Genomic DNA, 14,648 nt, shown 5'->3' with positions numbered 1-14,648 from the left:
GAGGAGTGAGGCTACCTCGCCAAAAGGCCAGGTCAAGCATGAGCCAAGAAACCGCCAAGTGCAGCGCGGTATCAAAACCGCAGGTCAAGAGCCTGCCAGAAATTTCACGAAATCGCCGGGAAAGGGGGAAAAATCTCCCGAACATAGTTCGGTATGCTGCTGGTCATGACGATCGAGGCGGCCACCGTCGAACCCCGGCTCCAGGCGCTCTGCGAGCTGTCCGCGCAGGTCCGCGACCTCATGGACGCCACCGCTCTCACCGACGTCCAGGAACCCGAACTCGCCGCCGTCACCGCGATGCTCGCCGAGGCCACCGCCCGCCTGCGCGCCGCCACCCGCGACACGCCGCAGCCGTTCGAGATCGGGCCCGACGGCAGCCTGCGCCACCTGGGCAACGCCGTCACCGGCGGGGCCAACCCGCACGCCCTGCCCCTGGTCGTCGAACACGACGGCACCGCCGTACACGCGCGGCTGTCCTTCCGGCCCATGCACGAGGGCCCGCCCGGATCCGTGCACGGCGGGATCAGCGCGATGATCCTCGACCACCTGCTCGGCCAGGCCGCCGCCGCGGCGGGCGCGGCCGGGATGACGGCCTCCCTGACCGTCCGCTACCTCAAGCCGGTCCCGTACGGCGCGCCCCTGCTGGCCAGCGCGGAACACGTCCGAGCCGAGGGCCGCAAGTCCTGGTCGGAAGGCCGGATCACCACCCCGGACGGCACCCCGCTGGTCGAGGCCACCGGCCTCTTCATCACCCCCACAGCCTGGACCACCCGCCCAACCCCCCGCCCCTGACCCCCACCCTCCAGGCCCCCGGCCTGCCGACCCCCTGGGCTGTCACCCCTCGGTAGGCCCGCCGGGTTTGTCGCCCTGCGGAGGGCTTGGGGTGTTGGCGGTTGGGGGTCTTGGGTGCTGGTCTTTGCGGCGTTGGTGGGGCGGGGGGAGACCGTAGGGTTGAGGGCATGTCCACGGCCCGGGAGACCGTCTACGCCACGCTCAAGGAGCGCATCATCGAGGGTGACCTGCACCCCGGGCAGCGCCTCATCGAGCGGGACCTGGCCGCCGAGCTGGAGGTTTCCAGGGTGCCGGTGCGGGAGGCGCTCGGGCGGCTGGAGGCGGAGCGGCTGGTGGTGCTGGTGCCGCGGCAGGGGGTGCTGGTCAGCCCGTTCACCCCACAGGACGTGGCGGACTTCTTCGACGTGCGGGAGAGCCTGGAGGTGCTGGCGGCGCGGCTCGCGGCTCAGCGGGCCGACGGGAACGGGCTGGCGGCGCTGCGGGCCGTACTGGATCAGGCGGATGAGGCCACCCGGCGCGGGGACGCGCGGGCGATCGCGCTGGCCAATGCCGCGTTCCACACCGCGGTGGTGGCGCTGTCGGGCAACGCGCTCCTGGCCGACATGATGCGCCCGCTGGAGGCCCGGCTGCGGTGGTTGTTCCGGCTCACGCACTATGACCCGGAACAGCAGTGCGCCGAGCATCACGAGCTTTACCAGGCCATCGCGGCCCATGATCCCGACAACGCCGCCGATCAGGTGCTGCGGCACATCCACGCGGGCCGCGCCCGTTCAGTCGAGCTGGCCGCCACCTGGACCGCGGTCGATCCGGTGGCCGCCACCCGGACGCGGCGCCGCCGTACCTGACCGCGATTCAGTAGCCCGCGCCGGTGGTGAGCCCGCCGTCGACGGTGAACTCGCTGCCCGTGCAGTACGACGCCTTGTCCGAGGCCAGGAAAGCCACCAGGTGCGACACTTCCACGGGCTTGGCGAAACGCTTGATGACCATGGATTTCACGAAGGAATCGGCGTCCACCTCGTTCATCATGTCCGGGTCCAGCGTCATGGGCGTGTTGATCGCCCCCGGATGGACGGAGTTGACGCGAATCTTGTACGGCGCGAGCTCCCTGGCCGCCGATTTCGTCACTCCGCGGATGGCGAATTTCGAGGCCGCGTAGGCGGAAAGCCCGGCCGCCCCGATAAAGCCCTCGATCGAGGAGATGTTGACGATCGCCCCCCGCCCCGCGGCTCTCATCGGCTCGATGACGGCTTTGATTCCCAGCCAGGTTCCTTTGAGATTGACGTCGACCACCCGGTCGAACTCCTCCGGCGCCATGTCCGCGATCCGCCGGAACTTGAGAATCCCCGCATTGTTGACCAGCACGTCCAGCTTCCCGTAGGCCTCCACGGCGGCGTCGGCGGCCCGCGCCCATTCCTCCGGCCGGGTCACGTCGTGCCGGACGTAAACCGCCCCGGTCTCCTCCGCGAGCGCCTTTCCCTCGTCGTCGAGCACGTCCCCGAACACCACCCGCGCGCCCTCTTCGAGAAACAGGCGCACATGAGAGGCGCCCATTCCCCGGGCGCCGCCGGTGATCAGCGCCACTTTCCCGTCAAGCAGTCCCATGACGCCCTCCAGCCGCGACGGCCACGGCCGCCGCCTCCATCGACCGATAAACCGGAATCCCCGACACGGCGACGATCCGCCTGACCTCTTCTTCGACCCCGCCGGGCGCGCATTCCGCATTCCGCACCACCAAAGTCACCCGCGCCCGCACGTCCTCCTGCGCCGCCGCCAAAGCCCGCGCGTAATCCAGCAAGGGCTCCGCCCGCGTGCCGTAGGTGAAAAAGCTCTGCGCGTTCACGTGCGCGACCACGTCCGGGTACGGCTGCCGCCGCACGATCGCCCCCACCACCTCGCGCACCAGCTCGGCCCGCCCACGCGGCCCCACCGGAATCTCCAGCGGATTGGCCAGCGAACTGCCGACCCCGACCCCGAGCCCGCGCAGTTCGCCCGTGGCGTCCTCGCCCAGCGGATCCAGCCGCAGCCCCGCCCGGTCCAGCACGTCCGCCGCCAGCACGCTCGCCCCGCCGCTTGGCCCCACCACCAGCACCCCGCCCGGCTCACCGAACGGCAGGCGGCGCGCATGCGACTGGAAGTAGGACAGCACGCCGATCAGGTCGTCCTGGCTGGCGACGAGCGTGGTGCCGGTCTGGTCGGCGAGGGCCTGCCAGATGCGCCCGTCGCCGACCAGCCCGCCGGTGTGGGAGGCGGCGGCCCGCCGTCCCTGGGCACTGCGCCCGCCCACCAGCATGACCAGGGGCTTCCGGCAACCGGCCACCGCCTCGAAGAGGGCCCGCCCGTCACGAGGATCCTCCAGGTACAGGCCCACGGCCGTGGTCTCCGGATCGGCCGACAGCCAGCGAAGAAGCTCGGCGGGGGTCACGTCGGCCGCGTTGCCCACCGTGGCCACGCGGCTGAACCGCAGTCCCCGCCGCTCGCCGACCTTGATCACCTCTCCGGCCAGCCCGCCGCTCTGCGAGACCAGCGCGATGCCGCCGGGTTCGCCCAGCCCGCCGCCCACGAACGTCTGGCGGCCCCGGGGACAGTAGACCCCCATGCAGTTGGGGCCGAGCAGCCGCGTTCCCGCCGCGCGGACCGCCGACACCAGCTCCGCCTCCAGGTCGTGCTCGCCGCTCTCGCCGAAGCCGCCGCTCATCACCTGCACGTACGGCACGCGCCCCGCCTGCCGTACCACGTCGGGGCATCGTGCGGCGGGCACGGCCACGAGGGCGTAGTCGACGTCGGCGGCGTCCAGCGACGGCACGGCGGGCACCCCGGCGATCTCCTCGGCCGTCGGGTGGACGGCCACGACGGGTGTCCCGGCGGCCTTGTAGAACTCCAGGAACATGTTCCCGAAGTTCGGCCGGGTGGTGGAGGCGCCGACCACGGCGACCGCTCTGGGCTCGAACAGCGGGAGAAGGTCGGGTACGGGGCGGCTTCGGGCGGCCTCGTGACGGCCGGGGATGTAGCGGGCGTCCACGGCGACGGCGCCGCCGGCTGTGGCGATGACCGGGTTGAGCTCGAACTCGCCCAGGTTCAGTCGTTCCCAGAGGCCGCCTGCTCCGCCCAGCGCCAGCAGGATCTTGACCACCGCGTCCACGTCCACCGGGTCCGTGCCGCGGTAGCCGTACAGGAGGGGCGATCCACGCAGGGAGGCCAGCATGCGGCGCGCGTCGGTCTCCGTGATTGGGCACAGGCGCAGGGCGGTGTCGCGGAGTGCCTCGGTGAAGACGCCGCCCAGGCCGGTCAGCAGGACCGGGCCGAACCCGGGATCGTGGACGAGGCCGGCGATCAGCTCGATGCCGGGCGCGGCCTGTTCCTCGACGAGGTAGGCGTCGAGGCCGGCCCGCGCGGCCATGGCGGTCGCCTCGGCGGGCAGGTCGGCGTGGGTGAGGCCGAGGCGGACTGCGCCGACGTCGGACTTGTGGAGCGGGCCGACGCCCTTCAGGACCAGGGGCGCCGTCAGGCCGGCGGCGGCGGAGAAGTCGCCGTCGCGCACCACGACGCCCCGCGGTACCGCGATCCCGGCCGCCGCCAGCAGAGTCTTGGCCTCAGGCTCGGTATAAGCGGGCTCAGACAGCGCGGGCTCGGGCGGTGTGGGGTCAGGCTGGGTCACCGTGCTCCGCCAGGTGTCCGTAGGTCTCGCGGATCTCGCGGCGCAGCAGCTTGCCGGGCCCGCCGGAGGCGTCCTGGAAGTGCGGCAGCGCGTCGGCGACCACGATCGTGTCCGGCCGCTGGTGCGGCGCGAGCGTGTCGGCCAGGGCGAGCGCGAGCTTCGCCGGCTCCAGCGAATGCCCGGCCCGTGGCACGACCGCCAGCAGGACGCGCTGCTCGGAGGCCCCTTCCGGAACGCCGACCGCCCCGGCCTCCGCCACCCCGTCGAGCGCGGCGGCCGCCTCCTCGACCGTGGATGGCTGGGTCCACTGGCCCGATTTCAGGATCGCGTCCTCGCGCCGCCCGAGCACCCGCAGCACGCCCTCGGGGGAGAGGGAGCCGAGGTCGCCGCCCACGTACCAGTCGCCGCGCAGCACGTCGGCCGTCTGACCGGGCTCGCCGTCGTAGCCCGCCATGCGGTGCGGTCCGGCCAGGTTGATCTCGCCGGTCCGCCCGACGAGCCGCTCGCCGGAGGGCCCGGTGATCCGTACGGCGTTGCCGGTGCGGGCCCGGCCGGAGGCGCCGAGCGGGGTGGAGCCGTCGTCGACGCGGCCCATGCAGGTGTACGGGGCCTCGGTCTGGCCGTAGTAGGAGTAGACCCCGGCCTCCGGAAGGCGTTCCTTGATCTTCTGGAGCATGGGCGCGGTCAGCGGCTCGCCGCCCAGCATGATCACGCGCAGGGAGGTCAGGTCGACCCCGGTGTGGTCGTCGCCGCCGAGCAGCGCCGCGTAGAAGGAGGGGATCTGGGAGACGTGGGTGACCTTCTCGCGGGGCACGACCTCGAGGAAGTTGGCCGGGCCCCAGTCCTGTTCGAGGACGAGGCGCATCCCGGCGTACAGGGCCGGGCCGACGATCGCGGGGAAGCCGATGCCCCAGATGATCGCGCCGGTGCCGAAGACGGAGTCGTCGGCGCGCGGGACGTCGAGCCAGATCTGGGCGGTGGCCAGCGACGAGGCGTGCGTGTGGACGACCGCCTTGGGCAGGCCGGTGGTGCCCGAGGTGTAGTAGAGCGCGAGCGGGTCGTCGTGGTGGCCGCCGAGCGGGGGCTCGCTCTCGTCCTCGTGCTGAAGGTCGGCCGCGCTGATCCAGGTGGTGACGGCGGGCAGGTCGGGGCGGATCCGCTCGACGACCTCCTCGACGGTGGAGTCGTAGACGAAGGCGGTGCAGCCGGAGCGCTCCACGACGGCCCGGAGGGTCTCGACGGGCCAGTAGGGGTTGAGCGCCGCGGTGATCGCGCCGATCTTGGCCTGGGCGAGGTAGACCTCGGCCACCTGGAGCGTCTCGTTGAGCAGCGCCGCGACCCGCCGGCCCGGCCCGATGCCGGCGGCGAGCAGGGCGTGGGCGCGGCGGTTGACGATCCGGTTGAGCTGGTCGTAGGTGAAGCTCTGCTCGCCGCAGTAGGTGAGCGCGACCCGGTCGGGGGTGCGCAGCGCGCCGGCGGTCAGGATCGCGTGGCCGTAGTTTCCGTAGGGTGATCGCGCCATGGGGGTGGCCTCCGGTTCAGAGGGACGTGTACAGCACGAAGACGTTGCCCGAGGGGTCGCGCAGGACCGCCCTGATCTCGTGGGGACCGGCCGCGGGCGGCGCGAGGACGGTCGCGCCGCGGGCTTCCAGATCCCGTACGGCCCGCCGTACGTCATCGACCTTGTAGGACGGCGCGCAGGCGTCGGTGACGTGCTCGGCCGGAGCGGCGAGTGCGAGCGTGACCCCGCCGCCGTCGAGGGCGGCGAAGCGGTCGCCGTCGCGGAACTTGACCGGCAGCCCGTAGAAGGCGATCGCCTCGTCGAGGTCCTTGACGGGGATGAACACGTTGCCGAGCTTCACGCTGGCCTCCACTGGGGTAGGTCGTCGACGAGGGTCATCCGGACGGGCATCCCGACGCGCACGCCGCCGGGCGCACAGTCGATCACCTGGCCGAACGCGCGGGTCCCGTCGGGCAGGTCAACCCAGGCCAGCACGTACGGCTCGCGCCCCCGGAACTCGGGCACGAACGAGCGGTACACCACGGTGAACGTGCAGACGGTGGCATGCTTCATCGCTTGCCAAGCTAGCGCACGCTTGGTTAGTCAACAAGAGGCTCGGAGGGCGACGGCGAGGAAGAAGAGGGGGACGGGGGAGAGGCGGCGCCGCGCGAGGGCGAGGCGGACGACGGCGAGGCCGACGGGCAGGCCGGGCCGTCCATGGCGACCTCGCTCACCTGCGGCCCGTTGGCGGCCGCGGGCGTCGTCAGGACCACCACGCCGAAGTACGCGCGCTCGCCGCAGCCCACGTCACCGAGGTCGCGGGTGAAGCCCGAGGTGTAGGAGGTCTGCCCGCTGAGCGTGGTCGTCTCCCTGTGCACGACGCGGGAGCTCTCGCCGTCCTCGCGCCGCGTGTAAGAGACCGTCAGCCGTACCGGCCCGGCTCCGGAGGCCGCGACCCGCACCGCTCCGGCCGACCCGCTCCAGCCCATGATGCTCGCCGACCGCACGGAGGTGCGCGGCAGTCCCCGGCCGGTGGGCGTGGGCGCCGGGGCGGACGTCGGCGCAGGCGGAGGGGTGGACGCGGGCGGGGTGGACGCGGGCGGGGTGGACGTGGGCGGGTTGGGCGGCGGCGCGTCGGTCGGCACGCCGGGCGGGCTGACGCTTCGGGTGGCGGTGCGCGCCGGCCGGCCGGTCGGCGAGGTCTTCGGGGAGGCCGGGGGCGTGGAGCGCGAGGGGGCGGGTTTCTTGGCGGAGGTCGCGGGGCTCTGCGCCACCCCCTGCGGGGCCTCGTCCGGGGGGACGAGCAGCATGCCGGGGCCGGGCGGCAGCCGCCCGCCCGACAGCATGAGCCCGATCAGCACCGCGGCCACGGCTCCGCCCGCCACCCACAGGTGCGGGGGCAGCCTGGGCAGGCTCACCTTGCGGCGCTCGCGGCGCGCCTCCGGAGCGCCCGGCGGGGAGGTGCCGGCGTCCGGCTTGGCCAGTGGGAAGCGCAGCGCCAGCAGCGTGGCCAGTTCGGCCAGGTGGCGGCGGCCCCGCTGCTCCCAGCCGGGGCCGTACCCGGCGACCGCGTCCTCCTCCAGTTCCGCCGCGAACTGCCGGGCCGAGGCGTAGCGCACCGCAGGGTCCTTGGCCAGCCCGCGCCGCAGCAGGTCCCGCAGCGTGTCGGGGACGACCTCCACCGGCACCGGCTCCACCAGATGCTTGTCGCGCAGGGCGGCGATGTCGTCGGCCCGGAACGGCGGCCGCCCCTTCACGCACTCGAACAGCACGCAGGCCGCGGCGTACAGGTCGGCGGGGATGCCGGCCGTACCGTGGGTCCAGAGCTCCGGCGACATGTACGGCGGGCTGCCCGCGGGCACGCCGGGCTCCTCGGCGTGCACGACGACGCCGAAGTCGGCCAGCTTGGCGGTGCCGTCGGCCTGCACGAGGACGTTCTCCGGCTTGACGTCCCGGTGCGCCACGCCCTTGTCGTGGGCCGCGGCCAGCCCCAGCAGTGTGCCCTTGAGCAGTACGAGCGCCGCCTCCGGGCTGGTACGGCCGTGCTCGGTCAGCAGCGTGCGCAGCGAGACGCCGTCGACCACCTCCATGACCACCGCGGCCCTGGTGGCGGTCTCCACGTACTCGTAGAACGTGACCACGTTCGGCTCGTCGATCTCGACGAGCCGGGGGGACTCCGCGCGGAAGCGGGCCATGAACTCGTCGTCCCTGCGCAGGGTGGCGTTCAGGTACTTGATCGCCACATAGGCGCCGGTGGCCTGGTAGGTGGCGAGGAACACGCGGCCGGTGCGGCCGGCGCCGAGCTGGCGAACTTCGCGGTAACCAGGGACCAAAGCGAACCCCCATAACACAGCCGTCTCCGGTTCGACGGTCTCACCCACGGTTCCGGTTGTCACGCGACGCGATATTTCGCCCTCCGTTATTGGGGTATGACGCTGTGTAATGAGAACGCACAAGCCCGATGTCCCGTTGTTCGCGATCGCCGTGGTCCTGCTGCTCGGCGTCGTGATCTGGGGCGCCGTCAACGCCGGGTCGCTGAACGCCGTCGGCGCGAGCGCCCTGGGCTGGGTCCTGACCAACTGCGGCTGGGTGTTCGTGGTGGCCGCCGACTTCTTCCTGGTGCTCGCGCTCGTGCTCGCCGCCAGCCGCTATGGCAAGGTACGGCTCGGCCGCGACGACGACACCCCCGAGTTCACCACGCTGGCCTGGATGGCGATGATGTTCGCCGCCGGCATGGGCATCGGCCTCATGTTCTACGGCGTCGCCGAGCCGCTGACCCACTACTTCAAGCCGCCGCCCGGCATCGGCGTCCAGACGGGCACCGCGGAGGCCGCGCGCACGGCCATGGAGTACACGCTGTTCCACTGGACGCTGCACCCCTGGGCCATCTACGCGATCACCGGGCTCGCGCTGGCGTACTCGACCTTCCGCAAGGGGCGGGGCAACCAGTTCAGCGCCGCGTTCGAGCCGCTGTTCGGCCGGCGCAAGGGCATCGGCCGGGTCCTGGACCTGCTGGCCATCCTCGCCACCGTCTTCGGCACCGCCACCAGCCTTGGACTCGGCGCCCTCCAGGTGGAGTACGGGCTCAACGAGCTCTTCGACTTCAGCGGCCGGCGCGCCGAGGTGATCATCATCATCGTGCTGACCCTGTGCTTCGTGATCTCGGCGGCGACCGGGGTGCACGGGGGCGTGCAGTGGCTCAGCACCGTCAACGTGTACCTGGCGCTGGTGCTTGCCCTCGTCATCTTCGTCTTCGGCCCCACGGTCGCCATCCTCGACCTGGTGCCCGCCTCGATCGGCGGCTACCTGTCCGACCTCATCGCCATGTCCACGCGGACCGGCGCGTTCACCAGCAAGGAGTGGCTGGGCACCTGGACGATCTTCTACTGGGCGTGGTGGCTGTCGTGGGCGCCGTTCGTCGGCGCGTTCATCGCCCGCATCTCGCGCGGGCGCACGATCCGCGAGTTCATCGTCGGCGTCATGCTGGTGCCGAGCGCGGTCAGCGTCATCTGGTTCTGCGTGAGCGGCGGCAGCGCGCTGACCATGCAGCGCGCCGGGACCGCCGACTTCGCCCCCGCCATCGCGAAGGGCTCGGAGGCGGCGCTGTTCGCCCTGCTGAACAACCTGCCGCTGGCCGCCGTCACCACCGTCGTGGCCGTGGTGCTCATCGCCCTCTACTTCGTCAGCGGCGCCGACTCGGCCTCGCTCGTGCTCGGCTCGCTCTCCACCCGTGGCTCCCTGCACCCGCCCCGCACCCTGGTGATCGTGTGGGGCGTGCTGATCGGAGCGGTGGCGGTGGTCCTGCTGATCTCCGGCGGCCTGACCGGGCTGCAGCAGGCCACGATCATCATCGCGCTGCCGTTCGTGATGGTGATGATGCTGATGTGCGTCGCCCTGGTGAAGGAGCTGCGGGTGGACCCGGGCGCGGGGCCGCTGCCGGTGCGGGGGCATCCCTATGGCCTGTGGGTGGCGATCAAGCGCGTGGTGGGTGACGAGGACGCTCCGTCCTCGGAGCTGCCGCGCGACAGGCCTTCCTGGCCCGCGTGATGTTAGGCTTCAAGGCAAGCAAGCGCTTGGCTGGAGGTCTGGATGGGCGGAACGGCTGTGCTGGTGATGGAGATGCAGCGGGGTGTCATCGGCGATCTCACGAAATTTCCGGAACTGGTCGCCGCCTGTGACAAGCACGACGTCGTCGCCAACACCACGGCCGTCCTGGACGCCGCACGGGCCGCCGGGATACCCGTCATCCACTGCACCGCCGCCTTCCGCCCCGACCGGGCCGGCTCGCACACCGACAACTGCCCGTTCATCGCCGGACTGCTCCGCGACCCCGCGCACATGCTGGAGGGCACCGCGGCCGTGGAGGTCCTCGACGGGCTGATGGCCCCCGGCGACCTGGAGAACCGGCGCCACCACGGCTTCTCGCCGTTCACCGGCACCTCGCTCGACATGACGCTGCGCTCCCTCGGCGTCACCACCGTCGTGGCGGCCGGGGTCTCGCTCAACCTCGGCATCCCCGGCCTGGCCCTGGAGGCGGTCAACCTCGGCTACCGCGTGAGCGTGGTCAAGGACGCGGTGGCGGGGGTACCGGACGACTATGCGGCAGCCGTACTGAAGCACACACTGGGACTGCTGGCCACCCGCGTGAGTGCCGCGGACCTCGTCGCGGCGTGGGGCGGTGCTCCTGAGCGGAAGAGGTGAGGGAGATGGAAGGACTGCGGCTGGACGGACGGCGGGCGGTGGTGACCGGCGGGGCCGGGGCCATCGGGGCCGCCATCTGCGCGGATCTCGTGTCGCTCGGCGCGCACGTGGTCGTGGCCGACGTCCAGCAGGAGACGGCGGACAAGGTGGCGGCCGAACTGGCGCACACGTTCCCCTGGGTCGTGGACTCAGGGGGGACCGCCTGGTCGGAGGGGCCGGGACGGGCGGAGGCGCGCCGGGTGGACCTGGCCGACGCCGACTCAGTCGGCGAGTTCTGCGCGGAGGTGGGGGCGGTGGACATCCTCGTGCACAACGCCGGGGTGTCGATCGTGGAGCCGTTCGTCGACAGCGATCCGGCCGCCTGGGACCTCATGTGGCTGGTCAACCTGCGCGCGCCCATGCTGCTCACCAAGCTGCTGCTGCCGGGGATGCTGGAGCGGGAGTGGGGGCGGCTGGTGTTCGTCTCATCGGACGGCGCGCGGGCCGGTTCCGGCGGGGAGGGCGCGTACGCGGCCACCAAGGCGGGCCTGTTCGGACTGGCCAAGACACTGGCCAGGGAGGCGGCGCGGGGCAACGTCACCTCCAACGTGGTCTGTCCCGGGCCGACGGACACCCCGATGCTGCGCCGGGTGGCGGAGGAGAAGCCCGGCCTGGTCGAGAAGATCGCCAAGAGCATCCCGCTCCGCCGCCTCGGCGAACCGGCCGACGTGGCCGGGCTGGTCGCCTACCTGTGTACCGATCGGGCCGCCTACATCACCGGGCAGACGCTCTCGGTGAGCGGCGGCATCACCATGCATTGAACCCGTCAGAGACAGGCGTAGACGGCCTCGGTCAGCCGGTACGCGCGCAGGCTGCCCGTCACGCTGCCGGCCAGGCGGTTCATGACGTAGGCCAGGGCCAGCCCGCGGGCCGGGTCGCCGAGGCCGAGGGAGCCGCCCAGGCCGCCGTGGCCGAACGCCTCCACCGCCTTGGGCGGGGTGAGGAAGGTCGTCGAGGGGCGGGAGAAGCCGAGGCCGAACGAGCTGTCCAGGAGCAGTACCCGGTCCGGTCCCTCCACGCGGCGGCGCAGCGCGTCCTTGAGGCGGTCACGGGGGAGGAGGTCGCCGGCGATCAAGGTCCGGTAGAAGCCGGCCAGGGCTTTGGCGGTGGTGACCACGCCCGCTCCCGGCCAGCCGGCGCGCAGGACGACGGGGTGGTTGGCGCCGCCCTTGAGCAGGTTCATGCCGGGGTTGCCGAGGGCGCGGTTCATGAGGCTGTCCGGGTCCAGGGCCGCCTCGGCCGCCGGGGTGCCGGGGGGCATCGGGGTGGCGGGAGCGGGAGCCGTACCGGATGGGGGGCGGGTGGTGAGGCGGGCGGCGCGGTCGATCACGTCGTCCGGGGCGCCCACCCAGAGGTCGAGGGCGTGCGGGCCGGCGATCTCCGAGGCCACCAGGGAGCCGATCGAACGGCCGGTCACGCGGCGCACCACCTCGCCGACCAGGAAGCCGTAGGTCAGCGCGTGGTAGCCGTGGGCGGTGCCGGGCTGCCAGAGGGGCCGCTGGCGGGCCAGGCGGCCGGCGATGGCGGGCAGGTCCTCGAACGACTCGACGGGCACCGGGTCCTCGATCACCGGCAGCCCCGCCTGGTGCGTGAGCAGGTGTTCCACGGTCGTCTCCCGCGTGGCGAACTCCGGCCAGAAGCGGGTGACGGGCGCGGTGACGTCGTCGATCACGCTCAGCGCGACGGCGGCGGTCAGCGCCTTCGTGCAGGAGTAGGCGAAGACCGGTGTGCCCGCGTCCCACGCGCGGCCCGTGTGACGGTCGGCGGCGCCGCCCCACAGGTCCACGACGAGTTCGCCGTCCAGATAGACGGCGAAGGCCGCCCCAAGTTCCTCGCCGTCGGCGAACTGCCGCTCGAACACCTCGCGCACCCGCGAGAACCGGGGATCGCAGTGCATCAGACCTCCGCATGAAAGGAAGCGCTTACTTGGTTTCCGAGCCTAACAACTGGGGCCGCTTCGGCCCAGACGATCAGCGCGGCACTCTCAACCTCCTGAACGGCCCCGCCGTCCTGAGCGCGCTGCGCGCCGCCGTCACCGGCCAGGTGGTCAGCCTGGCCGGCCCGATCGGACGCCGCGGCCCCCACCTGCGCGGCAGGCCGCTGCCGCAGCACTACATGTCCATCGACGGCGCCGACTTCGCCGCGGGCGCCCGGCCGGTCGGCGCGGGCCTGCGCATGGCCGACGACGCGCTGATCGTCTCCGCGCACGGCACCACCACCCACATGGACGCGCTGTGCCACATGTGGTCGGGCGAGGAACTGTACAACGGGCACCCGGCCGCCGAGGTCCGCTCCTACGGGGCCAAGAAGTGCGGGATCGACCAGGTGGGCGGGGTGGTGGCGAAGGGCGTGCTCTTCGACGTGCCGCGCCATCTGGGGGTGGAGCACCTTCCGGCCGGGCACCGGATCACGCCCGGGGAACTGGCCGCCGTCGCCGACGTCTCGCCCGGTGACGTGGCGGTGATCCGTACCGGGTGGCCGTTGGTGTGGGGGCGCTCGCCCGAGGAGTACTGGTCGGGGCAGCCCGGCCTGTCCGCCGACGCGGGACGGTGGCTGGCCGCGCGCGACGTGGCCGTCGTGGCCTGCGACAACGCGGCGGTCGGCGGGCTGAACGAACACCAGCTCGCCGACGAGGAACTGGAGGACGATCTCCACCTGATCCTGCTGCACCGCCACGGCATCCATCTTGTCGAGATGTTGTGGCTGGAGGAGCTCGCGGCGGCCGGCCGTACCGACTTCGTCTTCGTGGCGGCGCCGCTGCGGCTGGTGGGCGGCACCGCGAGCCCGCTCAACCCGCTCGCGATCCTCTAGGTCCAGGTCACGGGGACGCTGACCGCGCCGAACACCACCGCGTCCGGCCGCAGCACGACCTGCTCTGAGGGTACGGCCAGCCGCAGCGCCGGACGGCGCGCGAACAGCTCCCGATAGGCGACGGCCATCTCCATCCGGGCGAGGTTGTGGCCGAGGCACAGGTGGGCGCCGTGGCCGAAGCCGACGTTCTCGCGCGCCTCGGGGCGGGCGAGGTCGAGGCGCTCCGGGGCGGTGAACACCTCGGGGTCGCGGTTGGCGGCGGGCAGGCTGACGGTCACCGTCTCGCCCGCCCGGACCAGGACGCCGTCCAGCTCGACGTCCTCCAGCGCGACCCGGTTGGGCGCGCCCAGATGCAGGATCGACAGGTAGCGCAGCAGTTCCTCGACGGCCGAGTCCATGAGCTCCGGATCGGCGGCCAGCGCGGCGAGCTGGCCGGGGTGCTCCAGCAGCGCGAGCACGCCGAGCGAGATCATGTGCGCGGTCGTCTCGTGCCCGGCGCTCAGCAGGCCGAGGCCGATGTTGGCGAGTTCCTCGTGGGTGAGGCCGCTGCCGTTCTCGATCAGCTCGGCCAGCACGCCCTCCTCCGGCCCGCGCTCGACCAGTTCGCGGATGTAGCCGGTCAGCCGGATCATGGCGGCCCTGGCGGACTCCGGCTCGTAGGCGGCGACGATCGCGGTCTCGGCCTCGAAGAACTCGTGGTCGGTGTACGGCACGCCGAGGATCTCGCAGATGACCCGGGACGGCAGCGGCAGCGCGTAGTCGCGGACCAGGTCGGCCGGGTCGTCCATGGCGTCCAGGAGCTCGCGGGCGATCTCGGTGACCCGGGGTTCGAGCTTCCTGAGGTTGCGGGCGGTGAACCAGGTGTGCAGGTGGCGCCGGTAGCGGGTGTGCTCGGGCGCGTCCATGGCGGAGAACCAGCCGGGCGCGGCCGGCTCGCGGGGCCCGTTGACCCGTACGGGCCGGAACATCGGGCGCCGCAGGTCCTGCCGGGCGCTGAAGCGCGGATCGGCCAGCACCTGCCTGACCGTGGCGTGCCGGGTGACCAGCCAGCCGGGGTGGCCGTCGTAGGACGCCACGCGGGTGATGGGCAGCTCGGGGCGGTTGCTGAACGTCTTCGGGAATTCCATAATTTTGAGAGTAGACTCCTAT

14 protein-coding genes are annotated in these 14,648 nt (G+C 72.3%); 6 read left to right on the top strand and 8 right to left on the bottom strand.

Going from position 1 to position 14,648, the window contains the following annotated elements; genetic code table 11:
• The first annotated feature begins 165 nt into the window (after positions 1 to 165).
• Together ACFWYW_RS40540 and ACFWYW_RS40535 are read left to right on the top strand one after the other, a co-directional pair.
• A complete protein-coding gene (locus tag ACFWYW_RS40540) occupies positions 166 to 792 on the top strand; it encodes a PaaI family thioesterase (protein ID WP_379620617.1) in 627 nt (208 codons plus the stop codon).
• Between the two features lie 167 nt (positions 793 to 959).
• On the top strand, positions 960 to 1,637 hold the full coding sequence (locus tag ACFWYW_RS40535) for a GntR family transcriptional regulator (RefSeq protein WP_379620619.1): 678 nt from the start codon (positions 960 to 962) through the stop codon (positions 1,635 to 1,637).
• 7 nt (positions 1,638 to 1,644) lie between these two features.
• On the opposite strand, the gene ACFWYW_RS40530 is transcribed toward ACFWYW_RS40535, so the two are convergent.
• Genes ACFWYW_RS40530 through ACFWYW_RS40505 form a run of 6 tightly spaced genes read right to left on the bottom strand, consistent with a single transcriptional unit; the run spans position 1,645 to position 8,281 of the window.
• Positions 1,645 to 2,394, bottom strand: coding sequence for a glucose 1-dehydrogenase (locus ACFWYW_RS40530; protein ID WP_379620621.1), 750 nt, complete (start codon positions 2,392 to 2,394; stop codon positions 1,645 to 1,647).
• Positions 2,381 to 4,447: an acetate--CoA ligase family protein gene (locus tag ACFWYW_RS40525; RefSeq protein ID WP_379620623.1), complete on the bottom strand. Its 2,067-nt coding sequence runs from the start codon at positions 4,445 to 4,447 to the stop codon at positions 2,381 to 2,383. Before ACFWYW_RS40525 ends, ACFWYW_RS40530 begins: the two co-directional genes overlap by 14 nt.
• The gene (locus ACFWYW_RS40520) at positions 4,434 to 5,969 is read right to left on the bottom strand and encodes a class I adenylate-forming enzyme family protein (RefSeq protein WP_379620625.1); all 1,536 of its coding nucleotides are present in this window, start codon (positions 5,967 to 5,969) and stop codon (positions 4,434 to 4,436) included. The genes ACFWYW_RS40525 and ACFWYW_RS40520 overlap by 14 nt, the downstream gene beginning before the upstream one ends.
• A 16-nt stretch (positions 5,970 to 5,985) precedes the next feature.
• Positions 5,986 to 6,309, bottom strand: a complete 324-nt coding sequence (locus ACFWYW_RS40515) for a VOC family protein (RefSeq protein ID WP_379620627.1) — start codon at positions 6,307 to 6,309, stop codon at positions 5,986 to 5,988.
• Entirely contained in the window at positions 6,306 to 6,521 is a 216-nt protein-coding gene (locus tag ACFWYW_RS40510; RefSeq protein WP_379620629.1) for a Zn-ribbon domain-containing OB-fold protein, read from the bottom strand. The genes ACFWYW_RS40515 and ACFWYW_RS40510 overlap by 4 nt, the downstream gene beginning before the upstream one ends.
• A gap of 26 nt (positions 6,522 to 6,547) precedes the next feature.
• On the bottom strand, positions 6,548 to 8,281 hold the full coding sequence (locus tag ACFWYW_RS40505) for a serine/threonine-protein kinase (RefSeq protein ID WP_379620631.1): 1,734 nt from the start codon (positions 8,279 to 8,281) through the stop codon (positions 6,548 to 6,550).
• Positions 8,282 to 8,390: 109 nt separating this feature from the next.
• Between ACFWYW_RS40505 and ACFWYW_RS40500 the strand changes: the two genes are divergently transcribed.
• From ACFWYW_RS40500 to ACFWYW_RS40490, 3 genes are read left to right on the top strand one after another with little or no spacing between them, the layout of a single operon-like run.
• The gene (locus ACFWYW_RS40500; protein ID WP_379620633.1) at positions 8,391 to 9,995 is read left to right on the top strand and encodes a BCCT family transporter; all 1,605 of its coding nucleotides are present in this window, start codon (positions 8,391 to 8,393) and stop codon (positions 9,993 to 9,995) included.
• 42 nt (positions 9,996 to 10,037) lie between these two features.
• On the top strand, positions 10,038 to 10,649 hold the full coding sequence (locus ACFWYW_RS40495; RefSeq protein WP_379620635.1) for an isochorismatase family cysteine hydrolase: 612 nt from the start codon (positions 10,038 to 10,040) through the stop codon (positions 10,647 to 10,649).
• A gap of 5 nt (positions 10,650 to 10,654) precedes the next feature.
• On the top strand, positions 10,655 to 11,449 hold the full coding sequence (locus tag ACFWYW_RS40490; protein WP_379620637.1) for an SDR family NAD(P)-dependent oxidoreductase: 795 nt from the start codon (positions 10,655 to 10,657) through the stop codon (positions 11,447 to 11,449).
• Between the two features lie 5 nt (positions 11,450 to 11,454).
• Here ACFWYW_RS40490 and ACFWYW_RS40485 read toward each other — a convergent pair whose 3' ends face one another.
• The gene (locus ACFWYW_RS40485) at positions 11,455 to 12,585 is read right to left on the bottom strand and encodes a serine hydrolase domain-containing protein (protein WP_379620639.1); all 1,131 of its coding nucleotides are present in this window, start codon (positions 12,583 to 12,585) and stop codon (positions 11,455 to 11,457) included.
• A gap of 29 nt (positions 12,586 to 12,614) precedes the next feature.
• On the opposite strand from ACFWYW_RS40485, the gene ACFWYW_RS40480 reads away from it, so the two are divergent.
• On the top strand, positions 12,615 to 13,499 hold the full coding sequence (locus ACFWYW_RS40480; protein ID WP_379620641.1) for a cyclase family protein: 885 nt from the start codon (positions 12,615 to 12,617) through the stop codon (positions 13,497 to 13,499).
• Here the strand turns inward: ACFWYW_RS40480 and ACFWYW_RS40475 are convergent.
• Positions 13,496 to 14,626, bottom strand: a complete 1,131-nt coding sequence (locus tag ACFWYW_RS40475; RefSeq protein ID WP_379620643.1) for a cytochrome P450 — start codon at positions 14,624 to 14,626, stop codon at positions 13,496 to 13,498. The genes ACFWYW_RS40480 and ACFWYW_RS40475 overlap by 4 nt on opposite strands.
• Positions 14,627 to 14,648: the final 22 nt, after the last annotated feature.

Origin of the sequence: Nonomuraea sp. NPDC059023, assembly GCF_042740095.1 — a bacterium.
In the GTDB taxonomy this organism is placed as follows: domain Bacteria; phylum Actinomycetota; class Actinomycetes; order Streptosporangiales; family Streptosporangiaceae; genus Nonomuraea.
This window is presented reverse-complemented; position numbering and strand designations above follow the sequence as displayed.

Bases quoted from the DNA above. Each gene is read 5' to 3' on its own strand.
- ACFWYW_RS40540 (WP_379620617.1), top strand. From the start codon at position 166: ATGACGATCGAGGCGGCCACCGTCGAACCCCGGCTCCAGGCGCTCTGC.
- ACFWYW_RS40535 (WP_379620619.1), top strand. From the start codon at position 960: ATGTCCACGGCCCGGGAGACCGTCTACGCCACGCTCAAGGAGCGCATC.
- ACFWYW_RS40530 (WP_379620621.1), bottom strand. From the start codon at position 2,394: ATGGGACTGCTTGACGGGAAAGTGGCGCTGATCACCGGCGGCGCCCGG.
- ACFWYW_RS40520 (WP_379620625.1), bottom strand. From the start codon at position 5,969: ATGGCGCGATCACCCTACGGAAACTACGGCCACGCGATCCTGACCGCC.
- ACFWYW_RS40510 (WP_379620629.1), bottom strand. From the start codon at position 6,521: ATGAAGCATGCCACCGTCTGCACGTTCACCGTGGTGTACCGCTCGTTC.
- ACFWYW_RS40500 (WP_379620633.1), top strand. From the start codon at position 8,391: ATGAGAACGCACAAGCCCGATGTCCCGTTGTTCGCGATCGCCGTGGTC.
- ACFWYW_RS40495 (WP_379620635.1), top strand. From the start codon at position 10,038: ATGGGCGGAACGGCTGTGCTGGTGATGGAGATGCAGCGGGGTGTCATC.
- ACFWYW_RS40490 (WP_379620637.1), top strand. From the start codon at position 10,655: ATGGAAGGACTGCGGCTGGACGGACGGCGGGCGGTGGTGACCGGCGGG.
- ACFWYW_RS40485 (WP_379620639.1), bottom strand. From the start codon at position 12,585: ATGCACTGCGATCCCCGGTTCTCGCGGGTGCGCGAGGTGTTCGAGCGG.
- ACFWYW_RS40475 (WP_379620643.1), bottom strand. From the start codon at position 14,626: ATGGAATTCCCGAAGACGTTCAGCAACCGCCCCGAGCTGCCCATCACC.